This is a genomic window from Bradyrhizobium sp. AUGA SZCCT0176 (assembly GCF_018130145.1).
Taxonomy (GTDB): Bacteria; Pseudomonadota; Alphaproteobacteria; order Rhizobiales; family Xanthobacteraceae; genus Bradyrhizobium.
This window is the reverse complement of sequence record NZ_JAFCMB010000004.1, coordinates 264,763-287,971: the sequence shown is the minus strand read 5'-3', so window position 1 is coordinate 287,971 and position 23,209 is coordinate 264,763. Positions and strand designations below refer to the sequence as shown.

22 protein-coding genes are annotated in these 23,209 nt (G+C 63.0%); 10 read left to right on the top strand and 12 right to left on the bottom strand.

Annotation, left to right across the window (positions count from 1 at the left end):
• Positions 1–11: 11 nt before the first annotated feature.
• Positions 12–710: an HAD family hydrolase gene (locus JQ600_RS12540; RefSeq protein WP_212391162.1), complete on the bottom strand. Its 699-nt coding sequence runs from the start codon at positions 708–710 to the stop codon at positions 12–14.
• Between the two features lie 44 nt (positions 711–754).
• Positions 755–1,837, bottom strand: coding sequence for an ABC transporter ATP-binding protein (locus tag JQ600_RS12535; RefSeq protein ID WP_212269124.1), 1,083 nt, complete (start codon positions 1,835–1,837; stop codon positions 755–757).
• Between the two features lie 258 nt (positions 1,838–2,095).
• On the opposite strand from JQ600_RS12535, the gene JQ600_RS12530 reads away from it, so the two are divergent.
• Positions 2,096–3,043: a LysR family transcriptional regulator gene (locus tag JQ600_RS12530; protein WP_212391164.1), complete on the top strand. Its 948-nt coding sequence runs from the start codon at positions 2,096–2,098 to the stop codon at positions 3,041–3,043.
• 12 nt (positions 3,044–3,055) lie between these two features.
• Here the strand turns inward: JQ600_RS12530 and JQ600_RS12525 are convergent, their stop codons facing one another.
• The gene (locus JQ600_RS12525; RefSeq protein ID WP_212269126.1) at positions 3,056–3,604 is read right to left on the bottom strand and encodes a cupin domain-containing protein; all 549 of its coding nucleotides are present in this window, start codon (positions 3,602–3,604) and stop codon (positions 3,056–3,058) included.
• Positions 3,605–3,765: 161 nt separating this feature from the next.
• Between JQ600_RS12525 and JQ600_RS12520 the strand changes: the two genes are divergently transcribed.
• The 3 genes from JQ600_RS12520 to JQ600_RS12510 all read left to right on the top strand — a co-directional run bounded on the left by JQ600_RS12520 (position 3,766) and on the right by JQ600_RS12510 (position 7,600).
• Complete coding sequence (locus JQ600_RS12520; protein ID WP_212391166.1) at positions 3,766–5,094, top strand: aspartate aminotransferase family protein; 1,329 nt, start codon at positions 3,766–3,768, stop codon at positions 5,092–5,094.
• Between the two features lie 71 nt (positions 5,095–5,165).
• Positions 5,166–6,431, top strand: coding sequence for a D-amino acid dehydrogenase (locus JQ600_RS12515; protein WP_212391168.1), 1,266 nt, complete (start codon positions 5,166–5,168; stop codon positions 6,429–6,431).
• A gap of 335 nt (positions 6,432–6,766) precedes the next feature.
• Positions 6,767–7,600, top strand: coding sequence for a Crp/Fnr family transcriptional regulator (locus JQ600_RS12510; protein ID WP_212391170.1), 834 nt, complete (start codon positions 6,767–6,769; stop codon positions 7,598–7,600).
• Here the strand turns inward: JQ600_RS12510 and JQ600_RS12505 are convergent.
• The 4 genes from JQ600_RS12505 to JQ600_RS12490 form a co-directional block, all read right to left on the bottom strand.
• Positions 7,575–7,802: a hypothetical protein gene (locus JQ600_RS12505; protein WP_212391172.1), complete on the bottom strand. Its 228-nt coding sequence runs from the start codon at positions 7,800–7,802 to the stop codon at positions 7,575–7,577. The genes JQ600_RS12510 and JQ600_RS12505 overlap by 26 nt on opposite strands.
• 225 nt (positions 7,803–8,027) lie before the next feature.
• Positions 8,028–8,507, bottom strand: a complete 480-nt coding sequence (locus JQ600_RS12500) for a phasin (RefSeq protein WP_312011097.1) — start codon at positions 8,505–8,507, stop codon at positions 8,028–8,030.
• A gap of 338 nt (positions 8,508–8,845) precedes the next feature.
• A complete protein-coding gene (locus tag JQ600_RS12495) occupies positions 8,846–9,820 on the bottom strand; it encodes an N-carbamoyl-D-amino-acid hydrolase (protein WP_212391174.1) in 975 nt (324 codons plus the stop codon).
• A 783-nt stretch (positions 9,821–10,603) separates the two neighbouring features.
• Positions 10,604–11,203, bottom strand: a complete 600-nt coding sequence (locus JQ600_RS12490; RefSeq protein ID WP_212263674.1) for a cupin domain-containing protein — start codon at positions 11,201–11,203, stop codon at positions 10,604–10,606.
• A 184-nt stretch (positions 11,204–11,387) separates the two neighbouring features.
• Between JQ600_RS12490 and JQ600_RS12485 the strand changes: the two genes are divergently transcribed.
• The 6 genes from JQ600_RS12485 to JQ600_RS12460 all read left to right on the top strand — a co-directional run bounded on the left by JQ600_RS12485 (position 11,388) and on the right by JQ600_RS12460 (position 18,020).
• Positions 11,388–12,155 carry an ABC transporter substrate-binding protein gene (locus JQ600_RS12485; protein WP_212263675.1) on the top strand — a complete coding sequence of 256 codons (768 nt, stop codon included), beginning with the start codon at positions 11,388–11,390 and terminating at the stop codon, positions 12,153–12,155.
• A gap of 101 nt (positions 12,156–12,256) precedes the next feature.
• Positions 12,257–12,910, top strand: a complete 654-nt coding sequence (locus tag JQ600_RS12480; protein WP_192734427.1) for an amino acid ABC transporter permease — start codon at positions 12,257–12,259, stop codon at positions 12,908–12,910.
• The gene (locus JQ600_RS12475; RefSeq protein WP_212389020.1) at positions 12,907–13,638 is read left to right on the top strand and encodes an amino acid ABC transporter ATP-binding protein; all 732 of its coding nucleotides are present in this window, start codon (positions 12,907–12,909) and stop codon (positions 13,636–13,638) included. Before JQ600_RS12480 ends, JQ600_RS12475 begins: the two co-directional genes overlap by 4 nt.
• 19 nt (positions 13,639–13,657) lie before the next feature.
• On the top strand, positions 13,658–14,953 hold the full coding sequence (locus JQ600_RS12470; protein ID WP_212389019.1) for an FAD-binding oxidoreductase: 1,296 nt from the start codon (positions 13,658–13,660) through the stop codon (positions 14,951–14,953).
• Positions 14,954–14,956: 3 nt separating this feature from the next.
• Complete coding sequence (locus JQ600_RS12465) at positions 14,957–16,018, top strand: Gfo/Idh/MocA family protein (RefSeq protein WP_212489933.1); 1,062 nt, start codon at positions 14,957–14,959, stop codon at positions 16,016–16,018.
• Positions 16,019–16,148: 130 nt separating this feature from the next.
• Complete coding sequence (locus JQ600_RS12460) at positions 16,149–18,020, top strand: bifunctional sugar phosphate isomerase/epimerase/4-hydroxyphenylpyruvate dioxygenase family protein (protein WP_212263679.1); 1,872 nt, start codon at positions 16,149–16,151, stop codon at positions 18,018–18,020.
• A gap of 6 nt (positions 18,021–18,026) precedes the next feature.
• Here JQ600_RS12460 and JQ600_RS12455 read toward each other — a convergent pair whose 3' ends face one another.
• Genes JQ600_RS12455 through JQ600_RS12435 form a run of 5 tightly spaced genes read right to left on the bottom strand, consistent with a single transcriptional unit; the run spans position 18,027 to position 23,207 of the window.
• Positions 18,027–18,755: an SDR family oxidoreductase gene (locus tag JQ600_RS12455; RefSeq protein ID WP_212389017.1), complete on the bottom strand. Its 729-nt coding sequence runs from the start codon at positions 18,753–18,755 to the stop codon at positions 18,027–18,029.
• Between the two features lie 7 nt (positions 18,756–18,762).
• Positions 18,763–20,415: an AMP-binding protein gene (locus JQ600_RS12450; protein ID WP_212389016.1), complete on the bottom strand. Its 1,653-nt coding sequence runs from the start codon at positions 20,413–20,415 to the stop codon at positions 18,763–18,765.
• 7 nt (positions 20,416–20,422) lie between these two features.
• On the bottom strand, positions 20,423–20,905 hold the full coding sequence (locus JQ600_RS12445; protein WP_212263682.1) for an aromatic-ring-hydroxylating dioxygenase subunit beta: 483 nt from the start codon (positions 20,903–20,905) through the stop codon (positions 20,423–20,425).
• An 8-nt stretch (positions 20,906–20,913) separates the two neighbouring features.
• A complete protein-coding gene (locus JQ600_RS12440; protein ID WP_212389015.1) occupies positions 20,914–22,227 on the bottom strand; it encodes an aromatic ring-hydroxylating dioxygenase subunit alpha in 1,314 nt (437 codons plus the stop codon).
• A 17-nt stretch (positions 22,228–22,244) separates the two neighbouring features.
• On the bottom strand, positions 22,245–23,207 hold the full coding sequence (locus JQ600_RS12435) for a PDR/VanB family oxidoreductase (RefSeq protein ID WP_212263684.1): 963 nt from the start codon (positions 23,205–23,207) through the stop codon (positions 22,245–22,247).
• Between the last annotated feature and the right edge of the window lie 2 nt (positions 23,208–23,209).

Below are 23,209 nucleotides of genomic sequence, written 5' to 3'. Positions count from 1 at the left end.
CCGCGTGCCTCTCAGTGCCCGACCGCCGCGTCGGCGAAGGCCTTCATGGTGGCGAAATGAAAATCGGGTTTTGTCAGAACGGGCACTTCGGGCGTGCCGCCGAATCCGGCCATACCCTGGCGGCGCTCGATCCAGCACACTTTATAGCCGAGCTTGCGTGCGATCCCGATATCATGGTGCTGGCTCTGCGCCACATGCAGGATGTCGGACTGCTTGTAGCCGAAGGCCGATTGCCGTCCTTTATTATAGGCGAAGAATTCCGGATTCGGCTTGGCGACGCCGGTCTCGTCGGCGCAGACGCTGTCATCGAAGGGGTCGCCGAGCGCGTGGGCGTAGCAGGACAGTGCGACGCGGTCGGCATTGGTCATCGCCACCAGCCGGAACTTTGTGCGCAGCCGCTTCAGCGCCTCGACCGAATCCGAAAACGGCTGCCAGCGCAGCACGGCGAGCTGGAAGGAATCGCAGGCTGCATCATCAGCCGGCAGACCGAGTTCCTTGGCGAGATAGCGATAGACGTCGAACATCACTTCGCTGGACCGCTCCGGATGCGCATCGCGGCCGCGCTTGTAGGAGGCAAAGATCTTGTCGTCGCTGAGTTCAGCGGCGCTCCTTCCGGATATCTTGCGGACGGCGTCGAGCACGCCGGTTTCGAAGTCGATCAGGGTGCCGACGACATCGAAAGTGAGAACCTTGAAATTGCTGAACGACATGGGCGTTTCTTCTCTGGTGTTGGAACTGCGTTGGTGGTGGACGTTCATTCCGGTGCTTTCGGCACGATGATCGTGTCCTCGGGGTGGAGGGTCACGGTGAGGGGGCCGCCGACCGGCGGGATGCGGCGATAGGCTTCGTGATGGCTGGGCTGGCGCAGGCTCAGCGCGGTACCGTCCGGCAGGGCGATAAAAATGCGCAGGCTTTCGCCCTGGTAGACGACGTCGGTGACGGTGCCCGTCAGCCGGTTGAGCGCGGCATCACCAGCGCCGTCGTCGATCAGCAGTTTTTCGCTGTGCACCGCCAGCATCAGCGCCTCGCCATTCGGGATCGCCCTCGCGCTGCGCAGGGTGGAGGGGCCTAGCGCAACGCTGCCGGAATCGATGCGCCGGACCGGCAACAGGCTTGCCTCGCCGATGAAACTCGCGACGAAGGAATCCGCGGGATGATCGTGCAGCCGCGCGGGCTGGTCGATCTGGATCAGGCGGCCGTCTTTGAGAATGGCGACGCGGTCGCTCATCGTCAGCGCTTCGCGCTGGTCGTGGGTAACGTAGATGATGGTGGCGCCGATACGCTTGTGGAGCTGGCGCAGCTCGATCTGCATCGATTCCCGCAGCTGCTTGTCGAGTGCGGAAAGCGGCTCGTCCATCAGGATCAAACGCGGCTCGAAGATCATCGCGCGAGCCAGTGCCACGCGCTGGCGCTGGCCGCCGGAGAGCTGCGCCACGCCGCGTTCCTCGTAACCGGCGAGGCCGACCATCGCCAGAGCGCCGCGCACTTTCGCGGGCCAATCGGCCTTCGGCAGCCGCCGCGCGCGCAGCGGGAAGGCGACGTTCTCGCCGACGCTCATATGCGGAAACAGCGCGTAGTTCTGGAACACGACGCCGATGTTGCGCTTGTGCGGCGGCTCCAGCGTGACGTCGCGCTCGCCGAAATGGATCGAACCTGATGTGGGCTGGATGAAGCCGCCGAGCAGGCCGAGCAGGGTGGTCTTGCCGGATCCGGATGGCCCCAGCAGCGAGACGAATTCACGTGGTGCGACGCCCAGCGTGACATTGTCGAGCGCCACGACAGCACCATAGTGCTTGCTCGCGGATTTGATTTCGACGCTTTCGCCACCGCTGCCCAATGAACGACCTTCCTGTTGCGCTTCGCCGCTGGCCGCATGAATGCGGCTTCCCGGCGCCCCTGCCGCAAGGCCAAGGGGGTTGAACTGGCATGATCTCAATTTATAGGCGGACGCTTCCCGCGCGACAGGGGCGATCTCCCCGACCGTGGTTTGCTCGGAATGCTCCGCTTCCCGGCAGGCCTCCTTGATCGGCAAGGCAATCAAAATTAGGGCGGCCCGGCAATTGCCAAATTATCACTTGCATCATAACCTGGAGTTATGCCTGAGCTTCGCCGGATGCTGCCTTCCAGCAATGCGCTGTTCGTCTTCGACGCCGCCGCGCGCAACGGCAGCTTCACGGCGGCGGCGGCCGAGTTGAACGTGACCCAGCCGGCGGTCAGCCGCATGCTGGGGCGGTTCGAGGATTACCTCGGGGTCCGCCTGTTCGACCGCAGCGCCGGGGGCGCGACCCTGACGGAAGAGGGCGAGCTGCTCTATCGGCGCGTCACGGACGGCTTTCGCAGCATCGAGAGCGGGCTGGTCGAGATCGAGCGGCGGCGGCGGGGCACCGAAACCGTCACGTTGTCGGTCTCCTCGGCCTTCACCAACCATTGGCTGATGCCGCGGATCGACAAGCTGCAGCGCGCGTTTCCGAACGTCGACCTCCGGTTCCAGTTGATCTCGGGCTCGCTGCGCGGCGCGGTCGAGAACGTCGACGTCGGGATGCGGTTTCGCGACCAGGACGACCCCGAGACCAACGGCGCCCTTGTGATGAAGGAAGTCATGCTGCCGATCTGCAGCCCCGGCTACCGCGATACCAATGTTTCGCGCAAGGCTGCCGAAGGGCGCACCATCATCAAGCTGGCCGACACGCCCGAAGACTGGGTGCTGCAATATCCGGGCGCGCTCACCGGCGCATCAGGTCCCGCCAAGGCGCTGAGCTTCTCGGATTACGCGGTCGTGGTGCAGGCGGCGCTGCTCGGGCAGGGCGTGACGCTCGGCTGGATCACCGTCGTCGCGCATTGGCTGCTGACCGGTGCGCTGGTGCCGGCGTCCGCAAAACTCGTCAGCACGCGGCGGGTCTGCGAACTCGTCACGCCGCGCAACCGGCCGATCCGCCCCGTTGCGGTCGAAATCAGGGACTGGATCATCGCGCAAATGCGCAGCGACATCGTGGCGATCGACAAGCTTTACCCGCGCCTGAAACTGATGGCCGCCAGCTATTGATGTTGCCCGCCCTCAGAATGTCGGCGGCGTGCAGGCGCTGATCACTTCGCACGGCTTGGCGCCGACGCAGCGAAACCGATGCGGCCGCCGGCTCTCGAAATAATAGGCGTCGCCGGGCCCGAGGATGCGGCGTTCGCTATCGACAGTCACTTCCAGCCGGCCCGAGAGAACGATGCCGCCTTCCTCGCCGTCGTGTACCAGCGGAATGCGTCCGGTGTCGCCACCTGGCTCGTAGCGCTCTTTCAATATCTGCAAGCTCCGGCCGAACAGATTGTCGCCGACCTGGCGAAAGGAGATCTTGCCCTTGCCGATCTCGCTCAATTCGTCGGCGCGGTAAAACGCCGTGCGCGGCTGGTCGGGTTCGAGGGCGAAGAATTCAGCCATCCCCATCGGAATGCCGTCGAGAATGCGTTTCAGCGCGCCGACGGACGGGTTCATCTGGTTGGATTCGATCAGCGAGATCGTCGAGTTGGTCACCCCCGAACGCTTGGCAAGTTCACGCTGCGATATCTTGTTGCGGGCGCGAACGAAGCGTAACCGTTCGCCGACATCTATGCTCATCAAAGCCTCGAGGGGTTGGTTTGGGGTGTTGAGTGTGTTGCGGATCGAACGAATTCTACCCAACGTCCCCAGTAAATTCAATGGCTTGGATGGTATCAGAAAAGGACTTGCTGCACATCATCAACATGATGTCGGGTAGGGAAACCGCACAGGAGCGCCCCATGACGATTCACCAGATTCCCAACACCGTGAAGCTCGAATCGTTCTGGATGCCGTTCACGGCGAACCGGCAGTTCAAGGCCGAGCCGCGGCTGTTCGCCTCCGCCTCGGGCATGCATTACACCACCATCGACGGCCGCAAGGTGATCGACGGCTCCGCGGGCCTCTGGTGCGTCAATGCCGGCCACGGCCGCAAGGAGATCGCCGCCGCCGTCGAGCGCCAGCTGATGAACCTCGATTTTGCGCCCTCGTTCAATATGGGCCATCCCTTGGCATTCGACTTCGCCGAGCGCCTCGCCGCGATCGCTCCTGATGGCCTCGATCGCATCTTCTTCACCAATTCCGGCTCTGAATCGGTCGATACCGCGCTGAAGATCGCGCTGGCCTATCAGCGCGCCGCAGGTCAGCCGACCCGCACCCGCCTGATCGGCCGCGAGCGCGGCTATCACGGCGTCGGCTTCGGCGGCATGTCGGTCGGCGGCATGGTGAACAACCGGCGCGCGTTCGCGACCCATCTGCCGGGTGTCGACCATATCAGCCACACCCATGATCTCGCCCGCAACGCGTTCGCCAAGGGTCAGCCCGAGCACGGCGCCGAACTCGCCGACGATGTCGAGCGGCTGGTGGCGCTGCATGGCGCCGAGACCATTGCCGCCGTCATCGTCGAGCCGGTGCCTGGCTCGACCGCGGTGCTGCCGCCGCCGAAGAATTACCTGCAGCGGCTGCGCACCCTGTGCGACAAGCACGGCATCCTCCTGATCTTCGACGAAGTCATCACCGGCTTCGGCCGCCTCGGCGCGCCGTTCGCCGCCAATTATTTCGGCGTCACGCCTGATATGATGACGACCGCCAAGGGCATCACCAACGGCACCGTTCCCTGCGGCGCGGTGTTCGCCAGCCGCAAGATTCACGACACGCTGATGACGGGCCCGCAGGCCCAGATCGAGCTGTTCCACGGCTACACCTATTCTGCGCATCCGGTGGCCTGCGCCGCCGGTATCGCGACGCTCGACATCTACAAGGACGAGGGCCTGCTGACGCGCGGCGCCTCGATGGCCGATTACTGGGAACAGGGCCTGCATTCGCTCAAGGGCCTGCCGAACGTGATCGACATCCGCAATGTCGGCCTGATGGGCGCCATCGAGGTCGCACCGCGCAAGGACGCGCCGGCCGCGCGCGGCTATGATCTGATGGTCGATTGCTTCAACAACGGCCTCTATCTGCGCCAGAGCGGCGACTCCCTTGCGGTGTCACCGCCGCTGATCGTCGAGAAGAGCCACATCGACGAAATGGTCTCGATCCTCAGCGACGCGATCAAGCGCGTGGCCTGATCCTTGCTCTAACTGCGGCATCGACTATCGTGCGGTGATCGAACGATGCCGCGGCAGAAGCATGAGGGATCGTGAAAGTTTTGATTCTCGGCAGTGGCGTCATCGGCGTCACGTCAGCCTATTATCTCGCCAAAGCCGGCCATGAGGTGACGGTCGTCGACCGTCAGCCGAAACCTGCGCTGGAGACCAGTTTTGCCAACGCCGGCGAAGTGTCGCCCGGCTATTCCTCGCCATGGGCGGGGCCGGGCGTGCCGGTCAAGGCGATCAAATGGCTTCTGATGAAGCACGGTCCGCTGGTGATCCGGCCGAAGGTCGATCCCGTGATGTGGCTCTGGCTGCTGAAGATGCTGCGCAACTGCACATCGGAGCGCTACGCGGTCAACAAGCGGCGGATGATTCCGATCGCCGAATACAGCCGCGATGCCTTGCGCGCGTTGCGCAGCGAGATCGGCATTCGCTATGACGAGCGCGAGCGCGGCACGTTGCAGCTGTTCCGCTACGCGGCACAGCTCGACGGCACGGCCGACGATATCGCCGTACTGAAACAAAACGGCGTGCCTTATGAAGTGCTCGATCGCGCCGGCTGCATTGCCGCGGAGCCGGCGCTAGCGAAGGTTTCGGAAAAGATCGCCGGCGGGCTTCGCCTGCCGCAGGACGAGACCGGCGATTGCCACATGTTCACGCAGGCGCTCGCGCTCGAGGCCGAAAAGCTCGGCGTGCGCTTTGCCTTCAATGTCGGCATCGAGGGATTGATCGCGGATGCGTCGCGCATATCAGGCGTCGCCACCTCCAATGGCGTGTTGCAGGCCGATGCCTATGTCGTCGCACTCGGCAGCTGGTCGCCGCGGCTGCTGCGGCCGGTGGGCATTTCGCTGCCGGTCTATCCCGTAAAAGGCTATTCGATCACGGTGCCGATATCGGATCCCGACGCCGCACCGGTATCGACCGTGATGGACGAAAGCTACAAGGTCGCGATCACGCGACTCGGTGATCGAATCCGTGTCGGCGGCACCGCGGAAATTTCGGGGTACTCCGACAGGCTCTATCCGGCGCGGCGCGCGACGCTCGATTATTCACTGACCGAACTGTTTCCGCGCGGCGGCGACATCGACAAGGCGACATTCTGGAGCGGCCTGCGGCCGATGACGCCCGACGGCCCGCCGGTAATCGGCCCGACGCGCTACAGTAATCTCCATCTCAACACCGGACACGGCACGCTCGGCTGGACCATGGCGTGCGGTTCGGGGAGGGTGCTCGCGGACATGCTCTCGGGCCGCAAGCCGGATATCGATGTGAAGGAGCTGGCGCTTAGCCGATACGATCACCGGTTTGGGTGAGGGGATATCGCCGTGCGCCGTCATTGCCTGCGATAAACGCGATGCGTTTGCGCAAGGGAGCGCAGCGACGAAGCAATCCATTTCTCCGCTTGCGGCGCGATGGATTGCTTCGCTTCGCTCGCAATGACGGGGGCGGGCGGTATCGAGCGCAACGCGTAGCCCGCATGAGCGCAGCGACATGCGGGCGGTGCCGGGACAATACCTCATCCGGGCTACAGGCTGGAACTATCTCTGGCGCAGTAGGTTTCGGTACCAAGGCCCAATCTGCTACTTGCGCAGCGTGGTGCCAAGAGTACTCTGCGGAGAGCCGGCCGTCGAGGGAGGAGTTTCCCGTGATGGAGCGCACTACCAGGGTAGGTAATCGACTGTTAGCTGCGTTGCCAGCGGCAGATTTTGATTTGCTTGCGCCTCACCTGCGCAAAGTGTCGCTTGAAGGCGATGCAGTGCTGGTTCGATCGGGAGACCTGGTTGAACAGATCTATTTCCCCCTCAGCGGGACGATCGCGTTCATCATGGACATGCCAAACGGACAAACGGTGGCAACCGCGGTCGTCGGCAATGAGGGCGCCGTGGGCATCTTGTCCGCGCTGGGACCTTCCCGCTCTCCGATGACGGCGGTCGTCCGCGTGGCCGGAACCTCGTTGCAAATTTCTCCGGCAAGATTTGAGGCGGCCCTCAGCCGCAGTGCCGCCATCAAAGAGGCGGTCCAGATCTACACCAGGGTGCTATTGGCGCAATTCCAGCACGTCGCCGCCTGCAATGCGCTGCACTCGGTCGAGGCCCGCTTGGCCCGGTGGTTGCTCCACATCCACGATCGCGTCGACGGTGATTTCCTGCCGCTGACGCAAGAGGCGCTTGCGGAGCTGCTTGGCGTACGTCGAACGACCGTGACGCATGTCGTGCACAAGCTGCGGACGTTGCGGGCTATCCGGTCTAATCGGCGGGGCCTGATCGAGATTGACAGGCCGCGGCTCGAATCCGCGGCATGCGAGTGCTACGACGTCATGCGCCGCAGAATCGATCATATCGTTTCGCCTGAAGGAATGAAGCCTCACATGCCTCCGGTACATAAAATCCTCCGCGCGCCAGATCCGCTTTTGGCCAAGGTGGATGTCGCGCAGCGGCACCCGCGAACGCATGGGACTAGCCCGCGGCCAAGAGGCCATTGATCTCCGCCGCCCCGCTTGGCTCATGAACCCAGGCTTCCTTGACCCAGGCATCCTTGGCGAACCATTCGTGATTGGCTTTGCAGAGTGAGCAGAAGGTGCGCGCGAAGAACACCACGCTGCACCGAAACTTTTCCCGATCCGCCTTGATACCCGTCGGGATCTCGCGTCCCGTTTGAGGGCACTTGATCATGACGATACCCATGTTGTTTCTCCCTGTTCCGTTGTCGTGTCGCAGCAACGTGTCCGTTCGCCATCGGCTGGACGCACCTCTTCTCACCGGAGGCGGCTAGAGCTCTTTCCAGCGAAGTGGACACCGGTTCGCGTGAAGAAAACGCGTCAAAATAGGAATCTAGAGCCCCGTTCCGATTCCATCGGAACGGAAAAGGCTCTTGTTCCAGCCGATCCCGGCGACCTGGGAAGTTCGATTTTAGGAGGCTTTCTGCAGGACCTTGGTGAGGCCCTTCTTGATCGGCTCGGCCGTCTCGGTCGCGACTTTCTGGGCGAGCTGCCAAAGTTCCTTGTTCTGCGCGGACGTGGCTTCGAAGTTCTTGCGGGTCTGCGCGGCTGACAGCTGCATGATTTCCGAGAGCGACTTCGTGTCCATGAGTTTGGCGAGAAAATCGAAGGCGGAGTTGGTGTTGGCGCCCGCGATCTCGATGACCTTGATCCCGTAATCCGCGGAGGTCTTTGCATTGGTCGAATAGGTTTCGCTGAGAATGTCGGCTATCTCCCCCGAGGCAGCCTGTAACTTCTCGTAGTTGTCCTTTGTCCGCACCATACCCTGCTCGGCGATCCCGCGGAAAATTCCCGGCATCGTGAAACCGTCAAAGTTCCGCTTTTCATTCGTATCGACCTTCGCATTCGGCGTATCGGTGTTCGCTTTGGCTTTAATATCGGCCTTTCCCACGGGTTTTCATCCTTTCAAGTCGTCAACGGATTTGCGCTTGGACCTTCCGAGGGAGCTTCCTAAAGGTGCTGCCTGGGACATCCGCCTCGCGCCTGCCTGAACAAGATATGGCTGACTAACGCCGGGGCTTCCGTTCGCTTTCTGACTCTCGCGTCGGAATTTTTCGGTAATCGGGAAATCTTGCGCGAAGACGCGCTTCGCGCTTCAGCCCGGGCATGACGACGTTGAGCGCGTAGCCCGCATGAGCGCGCGACATGCGGGGCCGTGCGGGAAAATACCCGGATAGCGGGGAGCCTGTCATCGGGCGTGCATTCGCGCGACCCGTTGGTTCATCCAGGCTACAGGCCGCGACCGCTTTTGCCCGAAGGCACGGGCGTTCCATCCGCCATCATGTGCTGTCCCCTTCGTTCGACAATCAGCCCGTAGGCATGGGGCTGCCGGTGGACGTCGAAGTTGAAGGTGGTGCGCTTGTAGGAGTTGCACAAATCCAGATCACAGCGCGCCAATGCGATTTCGTCACCTTTGGTCGTGCAGGCGGCGACGATTTCACCTGATGGCGCCACAATGCAGCTACCGCCAATCTGGTCGACGCCCTCTTCGATCCCGGCCTTGGCGACGCCGACGACCCAAGTCCCGTTCTGGTAGGCGCCGGACTGCATCACAAGACGATTGTGGAACAGCGAGAGGTCGTCATGATCAGGCGCGGGCGGATTATGCACCGGCGTGTTGTAGCCGATCAGCACCATTTCGACGCCCTGCAGTCCCATGACGCGATAGGTTTCGGGCCAGCGGCGATCATTGCAGATCGCCATGCCGATCGCGCCATTGAACGCGTCGGCCACGCCAAAGCCGGAGCCGGGCTCGAAGTAGCGCTTTTCCAGATGCTGAAATCGACGCCAGGGCTCGTGTTCGGCGTGGCCGGGCAAATGCACTTTGCGATACCTGGAAATGGTTTTGCCGCGCTTGTCCACGAGGATAGAGGTGTTGTGCCGATGGGTTTCGCCGTTCTCGACCGCCAGTTCGGCGTAACCCAGGCAAAATCCGATGCCCAGTTCCCGGGCCAGGTCGAACAAAGCGCGCGTCTGCGGACCGGGCATCTCATGCTCGAAGAAGGAATCGATTTCCGCCTGATCCTCCATGTACCAGCGCGGAAAAAACGTCGTCAGCGCCAGCTCGGGATAGACGATCAGGTCGCATCCGTTGGCGTGCGCCTGGCGCATCAACGCCATCAGCCGCGCGACAACCTCGGTCCTCGTTTCGCTTCGGGCGACAGGGCCCAACTGTCCCGCTGCGACGTTCACAAATCTTGCCACTGTCTTTCCTTTGATCCGTTACCGGGTTGCTCGGCACAGTGCAGAACGCGTGCCAAGGCGCGGCCGGTGCGAGAATTCCTGAAAATCACTCTGCTCCTCCGGGCTACGGACCACAACATCTGGCCCGTCGGGCAAATCAGTTCTGATTTACAGAAATCGTGTCAAGCCCCGAAATAAAAAATATTTCTGGTTACCAGAACACAAATCAGGGGCATATATTCGCCCATCCCGTCCTCCTCAGAAGGGCGTCGGCCGTCGTCACGGACGTTGGACGGGTTGCGGTGGACGCTGGTTTGCGCCTCGACGACGGCGTGGATAAGCGTACGGCAAAACCGTGTGGTCCTGGCGCCCGTGGCAGGCGTCAAGCTGTCGGAGAAGCGCAAGCTGAACCGGCGGTGACGGAGTCAACCAAGAACTCGTCTCCGGGGAGAGCACGGCATAAGCCGTAAAGCCATTGCGCAGGGAAGGCCGGGTGTTCTCCGCTGCCCTGTATGCTCGTGTGCAGCCTTTTTTGTGCAAACCGCACACGGGACCGCGGGTGCAGCGCGCACCCGGTCTTCCCTGCGCCCTCTCATTGGAGGGCAAGGAAGTTTCTGGCAAAGCTCGGGCGCAGTGCGTCGCGAGAAAGCGAAACTGTATCCTTGTCGTCCCGGCGAAGGCCGGGACCCATAACCCCAGGGAGTAGTTTTGCGAACGGTCTCTGCTACCGAGCCTCTATTGAGAGATCACGCGGTATGGGTCCCCCGATGCGCAATTGCGCATCGGCCTCCGCCGGGACGACAGCTACTGCGCCGAAACGCAATTCACCCACAGCACCACCGCCTTGGCCTTGTCAGACGGATTGCTGAAACGGTGCGGGCGGCGGCTGGCGAAACGGAAACTGTCGCCGGTCTTGAGCGTCCAGCTTTCGGCATCGACCGTGAGTTTCATTTCGCCTTCGAGCACGAGACCGGCTTCCTCGCCGTCATGCGTATACAATTCGTCACCGGTGCTGCCGGCGGGCTCCATGTGGACCAGAAACAGATTGAGTCGGCCTTCAGAACCCGACGGGCTGAGCAACTGCTTGGAGATGCCGGTGCGCCACAAATTCAACTCGGCGCGCTGCGGTTCGCGGGTGACAATGGCTTCCGAGCCGCTTCCGGCCGCTTCCTTGGCGCCGAACAGGCCGGCGATGCCGACGCCCAGCACGTCGGCGATGGTCGCCAACACCCGCAGCGAAGGCGAGGACAGGCCGCGTTCGATCTGGCTGAGAAAGCCGATCGACAGATCGGTGCGGGCGGCAATCGTTTCAAGCGACAGCTTGCGGCTTCGCCGCAGGTCGCGGAGGCGCTGCCCGACCGCGACGTCCACCGCCGGTTCGGCCTTGACGGCCTTCTTGCTCATGCGCTTGCCGCCGCTCACGTCAAACCGCGTCCTTCATGTGTATGAAAATCCCGCTTGCGCAATTCCGGGCAATGTGTCCATAATTTCATGGTTGTGAAAATAGGCTTGGACGGCGAAACCTGCAACTGGCTTGTTGACGATGAGGCAAATTCGCCGCCCGGTGCCCAAACAGTTGAGGGGTACGATGCTTTTCAAACGTCTCGTTCAGGCCGCGGCCGCGGCGCTCGTCCTTGCCGCCGCCACGCCTTCATCGGCGCAGCAGGTGCTCAAGGTCGGCTCGACCCCGACCGGCGTGCCCTTCACCTTCCTCGAAACCAAGACCAACAGCATTCAGGGCGTGATGGTCGATCTGATCACGGAGATCGGCAAGGACGCCGGCTTCCAGGTCCAGATCGAACCGATGCAATTCTCCGCGCTGGTGCCGTCGCTGACGTCGAACAAGATCGACATCATCTCGGCGGCGATGTTCGCCACCGCCGCGCGCAAGGAAGTGATCGATTTCTCGGAGGCCGTCTACACCTATGGCGAGGGTCTCGTGGTGCCGAAGGCCGACGCCAAGAACTATGCCTCGCAGGAAGATCTGAAGGGCGAGGTGGTCGGCGCCCAAGTCGGAACGGCCTTCGTCGATGCGTTGAAGAAGACGGGATTGTTCAGTGAGGTCAAGGTCTACGACACCATTCCGGATATTCTGCGTGATGTGAATGCGGGCCGTCTCAAGGCCGGCTTCGCCGACTTCCCGATCCTCGCCTACAATCTGAAGCAGGGCGCGTTTGGCGAAGTCCGGCTGGTGGATTCCTATAAGCCGGTCACCGTCGGTACGGTCTCGATCGGGGTCCGCAAGACCGACCAGGAACTGCTCGGTAAGATCAACGCCTCGCTCGCCAAGCTCAAGGCCAATGGCGCCCTCGACAAGATTCTCGACAAATGGGGTCTGAAGCCCAAAGCTTCCTGATCAGGCCCCTTGATGCGGCATAGCGTTTTCGAGCGAAGTGGATACCGGTTCGCGTAAGGAAAACGCGTCAAAAAATAAAGCCGGCAACGCGTGATGAACTGATGCAAAATTTCCTGCGCGATGCCGTCGAGTTCATGCCGATCCTGCTGCAGGGCGTATGGCTGACGGTCGTCGTCACCATCGGCTCGCTGCTGCTGTCGACCGTTCTGGGCCTGCTATGGGCCCTGATGCGGGTCTCCGGCATTCGGGTCCTGACCGGCCTGAGCGCCGGCCTGATCAACGTGATCCGCGGCATCCCGATCATCGTGCTGCTGTTCTACCTCTATTTCGTGATGCCCGATTTCGGCGTCGCGCTGACGGCGCTGCAGGCCTCGATTATCGGGCTCGGCATTGCCTATTCGGCCTACCAGGCCGAGAATTTCCGGGCCGGCATCGAGGCGATCGACAAGGGGCAGATCGAGGCGGCGCAGACCATCGGGATGGGCTGGTGGCTGACCATGCGCCGCGTGGTGCTGCCGCAGGCGGTCCGGATCGTGCTGCCGCCCTATGGCAACGTCATGATCATGATGCTGAAGGATTCCTCGCAGGCCTCCACCATCACGGTCGCCGAACTGGCGTTGCAGGGCAAATTGATCGCATCCTCGACCTTCAAGAACACCAGCGTGTTCACGCTGGTCGCGCTGATGTACCTGACCATGAGCATCCCGCTGATCCTGCTGGTTCGCCATTTCGAGAACAAGGCGAAGCGCAAATGATCGAGCTCAGCAACGTCCATAAGAGCTTTGGTTCCAACGAGGTACTCAAGGGCATTACCGCTTCGATTGAGAAGAGCGAGGTGGTCTGCATTATCGGCCCGTCAGGCTCCGGCAAGTCGACCATCCTGCGCTGCATCAACGGCCTGGAAAGCTACGATTCCGGCGACATTCTGGTGGAAGGCACCAAGGTCGATAACAAGGCGCCATCGATCGTGGCGATCCGAACCCAGGTGTCGATGGTGTTCCAGCGCTTCAACCTGTTTCCGCATCGGACCGCGCTGGAGAACGTCGTCGAAGGACCGATCTATGTGAAAAAGGAACCGCCGGCCGAGGCGCTTGAGCGCGGCCGCGCGCTGCTGGCGCAGGTCGGCCTTGCCGAGAAGGCCGACGCCCATCCGGGGCAGCTTTCCGGCGGCCAGCAGCAGCGCGTCGCCATTGCGCGCGCGCTGGCGATGCAGCCGAAGGCGATCCTGTTCGACGAGCCGACCTCCGCGCTCGACCCTGAATTGGTCGGCGAGGTGCTCGGCGTCATGCGCAAGCTCGCCGATGACGGCATGACCATGGTCGTGGTCACCCATGAGATGGGCTTTGCCCGGGACGTCGCCGATCGCGTGCTGTTCATCGACGGCGGCGTCATTGTGGAGCAGGGGGCGGCGAAGTCCGTGCTTAACGCGCCGCAGCACGCGCGGACCCAGGATTTCCTGCACCGCGTGCTGCATCCCCTCTGAATTGAAGCTGCCGGACCTGATGACCGTGACCAACCATCCCCTTGCCCTGCCGCCGAGCCTCTATGCGGACACCGCCGTTGCGCCGGTCGCGGCGCCGCCGCTCGATGTCGACAAGATCGTGTCGGTGGCGATCATCGGTGGCGGCTTTGCCGGATTGTCGACCGCGCTGCATCTTGCTGAAGCGGGAACCGACGCGATCGTGCTCGAAGCCCAGCAGCCCGGCTGGGGCGCATCGGGCAACAATGGCGGCCAGCTCAATCCGGGACTGAAGCTCGACCCCGATACGATCGAGGCGACGTTCGGTGCGGATCTCGGCCGGCGCATGATCGCGTTCAGCTACAACACGCCGGTATTCACGCTCGACCTGATCCGCCGTCTCGGGATACCCTGCGAGGCGCGGCAGAACGGCACCCTGCGCGCCGCCTATCATCCGTCCAGCACCGCGGGGGTTGAAACCACCGCCGAGCAATGCATCCGGCGCGGCATGCCGGTCACGGTACTCGGCCGCGACGCCGTCCGCGAAGCGACCGGGACGGACCGATATCTGCTGGCGATGCGGGACGCGCGTGGCGGCGACGTGCAGCCGCTGAGCTACGCGCGCGGTCTTGCGCGGGCGGCGATGGCTGCCGGTGCTGCCGTTCACGGCGAGACCCCGGCGACCTCGCTGCGGCGCGAAGGCGGACGATGGCGCATTGAAACCCCGCGCGCGGTGGTCCGGGCCGAAAAGGTCTTGATCGCCACCAACGGCTTTACCGATGATCTCTGGCCCGACCTGCGCCGCACCATCGTGCCGGTGTTCAGCTCGATCGCCGCGACTGAGCCGTTGCCCGACGAGGTCGCGCGAAAAATCATGCCGACGCGGTCGGTGCTGTACGAAAGCGGCCATATCACCGTTTATTATCGCATCGATGCGTCGAACCGCCTGCTGATGGGGGGCCGCGGTCCGATGCAATGGATCAAGGATCCAGCGCCGGTCTCATACCTCATGCGTTACGCGGAACGGCTTTGGCCTGGAATCCGCGGCGCGCGCTGGACGCACGGCTGGAACAGCCGCCTCGCCATGACGCCGGATCACTACCCGCATGTGCACGAACCCGGCGCGGGCGCGCTGGCCTATCTCGGCTGCAATGGCCGCGGCGTCGCACTCGCAACCGCCATGGGGCAGCAACTCGCGAAACGGCTGATCGGGGGCGAGAAGGCCGAGATCGACATGCCGATTACCGGCTTGAAACCCATTCGTTTTCACGCATTGTGGCCGGTGGCGGTCAAGAGTGTGGTGATGACGGGCCGGATCCGCGATCGCCTTGGGCTTTAGGACATGAAGAACATCACGATCGGCGTGATCGGCGCCGGGCTGATCGGGCGCAAGCATCTGCGCAAAATCGCCGAGCGGCACGACTACGAGCTCGTCGGCATCGCGGACGTGAATGCCGATGCGGTCTCCGCCGAGCACCCCAGGACGCGCGTTTTCGCCGATTACCGTCAGTTGCTTGACGAAGCACGGCCGGAAGCCGTGATCATCGCTTCCCCCAACCAGCTTCATGCGGAGAACGGCATCGAATGCGCCCGGCGGGGCATTCATATCCTGATCGAGAAGCCGGTCACCGATACGCTCGAGACGGCGGCCACCTTGATCACGGAAGTGCGAAAGGGCGGTGTCAAATCGCTGGTCGGACATCACCGCCGCCATCATTTGCCGGTCAAGACGCTGCAAGCGCTGCTGCGGGATGGCCGGATCGGGGATATCGTCGGTGTATCGGCGATCTGGGCGACGCATAAGCCGGCGCATTACTTCAAGATCGCGCCGTGGCGGAGTGAGGCTGGCGGCGGCCCGATCCTGATCAACCTGATCCACGAGATCGATTTCCTGCGCTACACCGTCGGCGAAATCGTAGCCGTCGAGGCCATCGCGTCGAATCGCCAGCGCGGCTTTGCGGTCGAGGATAGCGCCGCCGCGCTGATCGAATTCGACAATGGCGCGCTCGGCACCTTTTTCATCAGCGACAGCGCCGTCTCCCCCTGGACGACGGAGCAGGGTCTGGGTGAGGCGCCGGAATTCCCGTTCAGCGGCGAAAGCAGCTACCGCTTCATGGGCCGTCGCGGTGCGATCGAGTTTCCCGAACTCGTGCAATGGACGCAGGCGGGCGACGCGCAGGACTGGAACAAGCCGATCCAGGCCCAGCGCCTCCACGCGCCAACGATCGATCCCTATGTCGCGCAGCTCGATCATTTCCGCGACATTATCCGCGGCACCGCTTCCTCGTTGCAGCCGGTCGAGGACGGCGCGCGGTCCTTGCTCGCAACCCTTGCGATCGCCGAGGCGGCCACCGCCGGGCGGCGCATCGACTTGCGGGACCGGTATGCGGCGCTTTCGCCATAGGTCCGCTGAGAATCAGTGAAAGTTATTGGAGACCAGAGATAACAATTGGTCCAAATGGTTGAAAAAGAAGATGCTTTAGCTCTATCGTGCGGCCCTCGGGACGCGCCTGGGACCTTCCGGAGCTAATTGCATGACCAAACGCTCGATCGCCACGGTTTCGCTGAGCGGCTCGCTCGACGAAAAGCTGCGCGCCATCGCCGGCGCCGGCTTCGATGCCGTCGAGATTTTCGAGAACGACCTGTTGACGTTCAACGGCAGCCCCCGCGACGTCGGGCAGCTCTGCCGCGACCTCGGCCTTTCAATTTGCGCGTTCCAGCCGTTTCGCGATTTCGAGGGCATGCCCGAACCGCAGCGCGCCCGCAATTTTGCACGCGCCGCACACAAGTTCGATCTGATGCAGGAATTGGGGACCGACTTGCTGCTGATCTGCAGCAATGTTTCACCGGCGTCCCTTGGAGGCATCGACCGCGCCGCTGCGGATTTCCGTGCGCTTGGCGAACTCGCGGCTTCGCACGGCCTGCGCGTCGGTTTCGAGGCGCTGGCCTGGGGGCGTCACGTCAATGACTATCGCGACGCCTGGGAAATCGTGCGCCGCGCCGATCACAAATCGATCGGGGTCATTCTAGACAGTTTTCACGCGCTGGCGCCGGGATTTCCGGTCAGCGCGATCCAGTCGATTCCGGCGGACAGGATATTCCTGGTTCAGCTTGCCGACGCGCCGAAGCTTGGTCTCGACGTATTGTCCTGGAGCCGGCACTTCCGTTGCTTCCCGGGGCAGGGCGACCTGCCGGTGGGGGCCTTCATGGACGCTGTGGCCGCGACCGGATACAGCGGCCCGCTGTCGCTGGAAATATTCAACGATCAGTTTCGCTCCGGCTCGCCGGTCCGCACCGCGACCGACGGGCTGCGTTCGCTGATCTTGCTGGAGGATGAACTCGCCAAGAGTTCGTCCAGGGCATCGACGAACAGGCTGCAGCCCAAAGCGCAGAGCCGCGGCGTCGGCTTCGTCGAATTCGCCGTCGATGAAACCAAAGCGAGGAACCTGTCGGCGCTGTTGGGCCAACTCGGCTTTCGCAAGACCGGTTCCCACCGCAGCAAGGATGTCGAACGCTGGTCGCAGGGCCATATCGAGCTGGTCATCAATTGCGAACCGGACGGCTTTGCTCATTCGCACTACGTCACGCACGGCCCGGGCGTCTGCGCCATCGCGATCGACATCGACGACGCCGGGAAAACCATGGCCCGCGCGGAAGCGCTCAAGGCCCACACCTTCTATCAGCCGGTTGGGCCCGGTGAGCTCGAGATCCCCGCGATCCGGGGCGTCGGCGGCAGCCTGCTGTATTTTCTGGAGGCGGCGGGCAAGAACTGGGACACCGATTTCGAAGCGTTGCGCAGCGATGCCGCGACCGACCGTCTCGAGGTGGTCGACCATATCTCGCAGTCGATGCCTTATGACGAGATGCTGTCCTGGCTGTTGTTCTACACCGGCATACTCGATCTGCAGCGCCTGCCGCAGATGGAGATCGCCGATCCGGTCGGGCTGGTGCAGAGCCAGGCGCTGATCAACGGCAATCAGGGCTTGCGCGTGATCCTGAACGGCTCGTCGGCGACGCGGACGCTGTCGGCCCGATTCATCAACGAATTCTTCGGCTCCGGGGTTCAGCACATTGCATTTTCATGCAGCGATATTTTTACAGCTGTCGCGGACATGCGCTCGCGCGGTGCGGATTTCCTGAAGATTCCGGACAATTATTACGACGATATCGAAGCCAAATACGATCTCGATGCCGCGACCATGACGGCCCTGCGCGACAACCAGATTCTGTACGATCGCGAAGGCGACGGCGAATTCTTCCAGGTCTACACCCATACCTTCGATGACCGATTCTTCTTCGAGATCGTCCAGCGGCGGGATTACCAGGGATTTGGCGCCGCCAATGCCGCGGTTCGCCTCGCGGCGCAGACGCGGGAGTCGCGGCCCTTGACCATTCCCCGCGCGTGAAAAAATCTAGAGCGCGATCGATCCGATACTCGCGCCGCCGCAAACATAGAGCGCCTGGCCGGTGATGAAATCGGCATCGCGGCTCGAGAAGAACATCACGGCGCGCGCCACATCGTTCGGCCGGCCGATGCGGCCGACCGGGATCGAGCGGGCGAGTTGATCGACCTTCGGGCTGCCCTGCGGAATGACCTCGTGGAACATGTCGGTCTCGACCGGTCCAGGGGCCACCACATTGACCGTGATGCCATGGGCGGCCGTCTCCAGCGCCCAGGTCCGCGCCATGCCGAGCATGCCGGATTTCGTTGCCGAATAGGCGGTGCGGGTGGCGGCGCCAAGCGCGGCGCGCGAGGCGATCAGGACGATGCGTCCGAAATGCCGTTGCTTCATGCCGGGCAGCGCGGCCTGGACCAGCGTCAACGCCGCGCCGAGATGGAGCTGGCTGAGCGCTGCGATGTCGTCTGGCGTCACCTGTTCGATCAGATTGGGCCGGATGATCCCGGCATTGTGGACGATGTGTGAAACTTCATGCCGTGCGGCTACATCCCGGGCAGCATCCGCCGTCGCCTTCGGATCGAACAGATCCACCAGAACCGGCTCGAGGTTGGCGTGCGTCCAGTCCGGCAGGCGCCGGTCGAGCGAGATGATTTGGTGACCGGCCGCAAGCATCGCCTCGGCGATGGCCCGGCCGATCCCGCCGCTGGCGCCCGTGACGATGGCAACGTTGCGCTCGCTCATGATTCCCTCATCCGGCCTTCTGCACCGGCCGCTTCTTCAGCGACCTTGTATCGACGCACTGATCAGAACCGATCGTCGCAGCAACCAGTTCCTTGAGCGCACCGCGCTGGATTTTCTGTGTCGAGGTCAGCGGCAGCGCCGACACGAACGCGACATAGCCGGGCGCCTTGTAATAGGCGAGGCGGCTCAGGCTCCAGGCGACGAGATCGGCCGCGATCTGCTTGCGTGCCGCGGCGTCCGGGGAGGCTCCCTCGCTCACCACGCAGGCGAAGACCTCGTCGCCGCGCACCGGGTCCGGGGCAGGCGCCACCGCAACCTGCCTCACGGCCGGGTGCTGCATCAGCACGCTCTCAACCTCGACCGCCGAGATATTTTCGCCGGAGCGGCGGATCACGTTCTTCTTGCGGTCGACGAAATGAAACGCCCCATCCGGACCGCGCCGCACCACGTCGCCGGTGTGAAACCAGCCGCCATCCCAGGCCTCCGCGGTGGCTTCCGCGTCCTTGAGATATTCGCGGAAGAAGCCGTAGCGCGGCGCTGCGCCGGCGTGGCGCACCAGAAGTTCGCCGGGTTCGTCGACACCGGCGTCTGCGCCAGTATCGGTAACGATGCGAGCCTCGAGTTCGGATCCGAGGCGGCCGAAGCAGCTTGTGCCGGTGTGGCGGGGCTCCTGGGAGGCGACGACCACGGCGCCGGCGCCGGTTTCGGTCATGGCCCAGGCTTCGACCAGCGGAAAGCCGAACCGTGCCTCGAACGGATCGTGCAGCGCCTTGTCGACGCCGGCGCCAAAACCGAAGCGCACGCCATGGCGCTTGTCGTCGGCGCTCTCAAGCGCGCCCATCAGCATCGGCGGCATCACGCCGAGATAATGCACGATGGTGGCACGGCTGTCCTTGACGCTGGCCCACCAGCTCTTGGGGTGGAAGCGGTCGAGCACGATCAGGCAACCGCCGGTGGTCACCATCGCCATCGCGGAATAGGCCATCGCATTCATGTGGAACACCGGCAACGGCGTCAGCATCCGCTCGGCGCCGTCGTTCAGCGCGATCAGGTCGCCGACCGTGGCGTACCAGTGGCCGGCGTAAAGAAAATATTCGTTCGGCAGCACGCAGCCCTTCGGCCGGCCGGTGGTGCCGGACGTGTAGAGCAGGGCGCATTCGCTGTCGCGATCGGGTGTGCCCGGCTGCGGCGCTGAGGCGTGGATCGCCGCCGGTTCGTCATCCGGCCCGACGACAGGAATGTCGCGCCCGATTGCCTTGGCCGCGGCCGCGACATCGTCCTGACGCGAAGGGATCACGACCGCCGCGACGACCTCGGAATGGCCGATCAGATATTCGAGTTCCGCTGCGCGCATGTCCGGATTGATGGGTACCAGCGACACGCCGAGCGCATTGAGCGCAAACCAATGCAGGAAGAAGCCCGGGCGATTCTCCATGAGGATGCCGACCCGATGGCCGCTTCCGTAGCCCTTGGCGCGATAGGCGTCGGTCAACGCCGCCATCCGCGCGAGCGCCTCGCCATAGCCGATCTCGCCGGCCGCGATGCCATAGGCCTGCGCCGTTTCGGGCAGCACGGCGAGAAATGGCTTGTCGCCGTGGCTCGCCGCGGCGCGCGCGAAAGCCTCGAAGACGGTTGCCGGAGCCTCGATCGGAAGCTGCATCACCGTCTCACATGAACAGTTGGATGTTGCCGAAGGCGGCATCGCAATTGACGATGTCGACCCGCTTCAGCTTGATCTTGAGCGCGCCGTCCACCACGGCCAAGGTGTGCGTGGCCCAGGCGGCGTAGAGGTCCTGCTGATCGAGGCGGGTCTCGACATAATGCATCGGCGTCCAGGTGACGTACTCGTTCAATGCTTCGTTGCGGCTGTCGACCTGCGGCGTTTGCAGCACGTGATGACAGCGGCTCTTGGGCTTCTGCGAGAAGGTGCGATTTCCCTTGAGCCGCTCGACGCGGATCTTGAGCAGCAGCTTGTCCTCGTACATCAGCGACGTCGTCAGCCGCGGATCGGTCTGGCCCCATTCGAGCGGCATCCAGTAAAAGCCGTCTTCGGCGAACAGGTCGAGCCATTCCTCAAACCGGTGCTGGTCGATCAAGCGGGTTTCGCGAATGACGAAATCGATCAATTGCTGGTCGGTGGGCGCGGTCATGGCAGCACTCACATCGACATCGTCATGAATTTCGACCAGGCGCGGAACTGGTTCCGCATCTGCCATTCGGTGGTGCCGTTGGTGACGGCCGTCGTGTCCGGTATTTCGGAAGGGTCGTAGAGCCGCTGCAGATTGACCCATTGATTGGCGTCGACATGCAGGCCTTCCTGCGCGCGCTCGTACATTTCGAGGTCGTCATGGCCGACGACGGAGGTCGGCGCGTTGATCAACCGGTTATACATCAAGGTACGTTCCAGCAGCATGTCGGGTGCATCGACGAGGCGGAAGGTCCAGCTTTCCACCAGCGTCTTGTTGGCCGCGATCGGCTTGAACACGCGAACCAGCTGGATCGGTCCCTTGATCATGATGTTGGGGAAATACACTGTATTGTGGCGGTTCTCGCCCAGGATCGCCTTGGCGCGTTCCTCGCCATGGGCCTCCGTCATTTTCTCGAAATAGCCGGGCACCGCCGAATAGTCGGAATGGATCGAGTGGTGCACGCCGGTATGGCCGTGGCCGTTGGGCCAGACGCGGATGCCCATGTTCTCGAAGAACTCGTAAGGCGCCATGAAGGGTGCGTAGATCTCCACCGCCATCGGCTTCTTGGCGCCGGGAGGCGCGTTCTTCCACACCTCGATCGCGGTGCCGGCCGACGATTCATGCGCGACCATGGGATGGCAGGTGTCGGTCTGGTTCTCGACCAGCATTTTCCAATTGCAATTGTGCATGTAACGCAGCACGCCGCCGGCGACTTCGAGCCGGCCGGCCGGGGAACGGTCGACCATGTTGTCGAAGCTCGACAGGCTGTCGCCGAAAAATTCCTCGAAGCCGGGGCCGACATCGTTGAGTTTTGCAAAAACGAAGCCGCGATAATTGTGCACGTGCTTGACGGGGCTCATGCCGCGCCCGGCATGGCTCTGTTCGACGCCGGTGTTCTCGTAACCCTTCTTCAGGGGGATCGCGAGCAGCGAACCGTCGGTCTTGAAGCTCCAGGCGTGATAGGGACAGCGGAAGAATTTTCCGGTGTTGCCGCAGGATTCGGTGGTGATGCGGGTGCCCTTGTGCGGGCAGCGATTGTGCAGCACCTTCACGGTGTTGTCGGTGTGGCGCACCATCAGGATCGGTTGGGTGCCGATGGTGGTGCCGTAATAGTCGCCCGGTTTCGCGACCTGGCTGTCATGGCCGACATAGGCCCAGGTGTTGGCGAAGACATGCTCCATTTCGAGCTGGAACACCTCTTCGTCGATATAGACGTCGCGATGAACCTCGGTCTCGCGCACGAGGCCTTTGATTGCTTCGAGATTTCCGCGATATCTGGCCATCAACACCTCCTCAGGAATCAAAGATCGAGCACGAGCCGCGGGCTTTTCGACCGCGAGACGCAGATTTGCATGACCTTGCCATCGGCCTTTTCGGTATCGGTCAGGATATAGTCGCGATGGTCCGGCGTGCCTTCGATCACGCTGACCTGGCAGATGCCGCAATCGCCGCGCTGGCAATCATGCATGGGATCTTCACCCGCTTCGATCAGCACGGCGAGAATGGTCTTGTCGGGCGGAATAAGGAAGGTCTTGCCGGAATTGTTCAGCACTACTTCGAAGGGCTGGTCACCGGCGAGGGGGGCGGCGGTGGCAAAAATCTCGAACCGCAAGCGACCGTCGGCCCAGCCGAGATCCTTGGCGCTCTGGATCGCCGTATCGATCATCGGCTTGGGTCCGCAGACGTACAGCGGTTCGTCGCCGGTGAGTGAGGTCATCAGGCCCTTCACGTCGAAGATGCCGTTGGCGTCGTCGGTGTGGACGGTCAAATGCTCGCCGCACAGCGCCTCGCTTTCGCTGAGAAAGGCGAGCTGGTCGCGCGAGCGGCCGGCATAGATGAAGCGGTAGGGGTGCTTGCTGGCGGTGAGCGTCGTTGCCATCGAGAGCACCGGCGTCACCCCGATGCCGCCGGCAAGAAGCACGATCGGTTTCGACGCCGGCTCCAGCGGAAAGTTATTCCGTGGCGCGGCGAGCGAGAGAACGTCGCCGACCTTGAGCGCATGCATGAATTGGGAGCCGCCCTGGCTCGGCTGTTCCAGCCGCACGCCGAGCCGGTAGGCGTGCGGGCGCGTGGTCGCTGCCGGATCGAGCGAGGTGTTGATCAGCGAGTAGGAGCGTTCGCTGCCATCGGGCAGGCGTACTTTGACATGCGCGCCGGCCTCCCAGGAGGGCAGCGGCTCGGCGTGCGGACGGGCGAGCTTGATCGCGCGGATCAACGTGGTTTCCGCGTGGATATCGGTCACGGTGAGGTCGAACTGGTCCATCG

What these genes read in the sequence shown, in the direction of transcription:
- JQ600_RS12435 (WP_212263684.1), bottom strand. Translation starts at nt 23,207, where the DNA reads ATGGACCAGTTCGACCTCACCGTGACCGATATCCACGCGGAAACCACG.
- JQ600_RS12540 (WP_212391162.1), bottom strand. Translation starts at nt 710, where the DNA reads ATGTCGTTCAGCAATTTCAAGGTTCTCACTTTCGATGTCGTCGGCACC.
- JQ600_RS12530 (WP_212391164.1), top strand. Translation starts at nt 2,096, where the DNA reads ATGCCTGAGCTTCGCCGGATGCTGCCTTCCAGCAATGCGCTGTTCGTC.
- JQ600_RS12470 (WP_212389019.1), top strand. Translation starts at nt 13,658, where the DNA reads ATGACCGTGACCAACCATCCCCTTGCCCTGCCGCCGAGCCTCTATGCG.
- JQ600_RS12460 (WP_212263679.1), top strand. Translation starts at nt 16,149, where the DNA reads ATGACCAAACGCTCGATCGCCACGGTTTCGCTGAGCGGCTCGCTCGAC.
- JQ600_RS12480 (WP_192734427.1), top strand. Translation starts at nt 12,257, where the DNA reads ATGCAAAATTTCCTGCGCGATGCCGTCGAGTTCATGCCGATCCTGCTG.
- JQ600_RS12505 (WP_212391172.1), bottom strand. Translation starts at nt 7,802, where the DNA reads ATGGGTATCGTCATGATCAAGTGCCCTCAAACGGGACGCGAGATCCCG.
- JQ600_RS12520 (WP_212391166.1), top strand. Translation starts at nt 3,766, where the DNA reads ATGACGATTCACCAGATTCCCAACACCGTGAAGCTCGAATCGTTCTGG.
- JQ600_RS12445 (WP_212263682.1), bottom strand. Translation starts at nt 20,905, where the DNA reads ATGACCGCGCCCACCGACCAGCAATTGATCGATTTCGTCATTCGCGAA.
- JQ600_RS12465 (WP_212489933.1), top strand. Translation starts at nt 14,957, where the DNA reads ATGAAGAACATCACGATCGGCGTGATCGGCGCCGGGCTGATCGGGCGC.
- JQ600_RS12485 (WP_212263675.1), top strand. Translation starts at nt 11,388, where the DNA reads ATGCTTTTCAAACGTCTCGTTCAGGCCGCGGCCGCGGCGCTCGTCCTT.
- JQ600_RS12440 (WP_212389015.1), bottom strand. Translation starts at nt 22,227, where the DNA reads ATGGCCAGATATCGCGGAAATCTCGAAGCAATCAAAGGCCTCGTGCGC.
- JQ600_RS12475 (WP_212389020.1), top strand. Translation starts at nt 12,907, where the DNA reads ATGATCGAGCTCAGCAACGTCCATAAGAGCTTTGGTTCCAACGAGGTA.
- JQ600_RS12455 (WP_212389017.1), bottom strand. Translation starts at nt 18,755, where the DNA reads ATGAGCGAGCGCAACGTTGCCATCGTCACGGGCGCCAGCGGCGGGATC.
- JQ600_RS12525 (WP_212269126.1), bottom strand. Translation starts at nt 3,604, where the DNA reads ATGAGCATAGATGTCGGCGAACGGTTACGCTTCGTTCGCGCCCGCAAC.
- JQ600_RS12490 (WP_212263674.1), bottom strand. Translation starts at nt 11,203, where the DNA reads ATGAGCAAGAAGGCCGTCAAGGCCGAACCGGCGGTGGACGTCGCGGTC.
- JQ600_RS12510 (WP_212391170.1), top strand. Translation starts at nt 6,767, where the DNA reads ATGGAGCGCACTACCAGGGTAGGTAATCGACTGTTAGCTGCGTTGCCA.
- JQ600_RS12450 (WP_212389016.1), bottom strand. Translation starts at nt 20,415, where the DNA reads ATGCAGCTTCCGATCGAGGCTCCGGCAACCGTCTTCGAGGCTTTCGCG.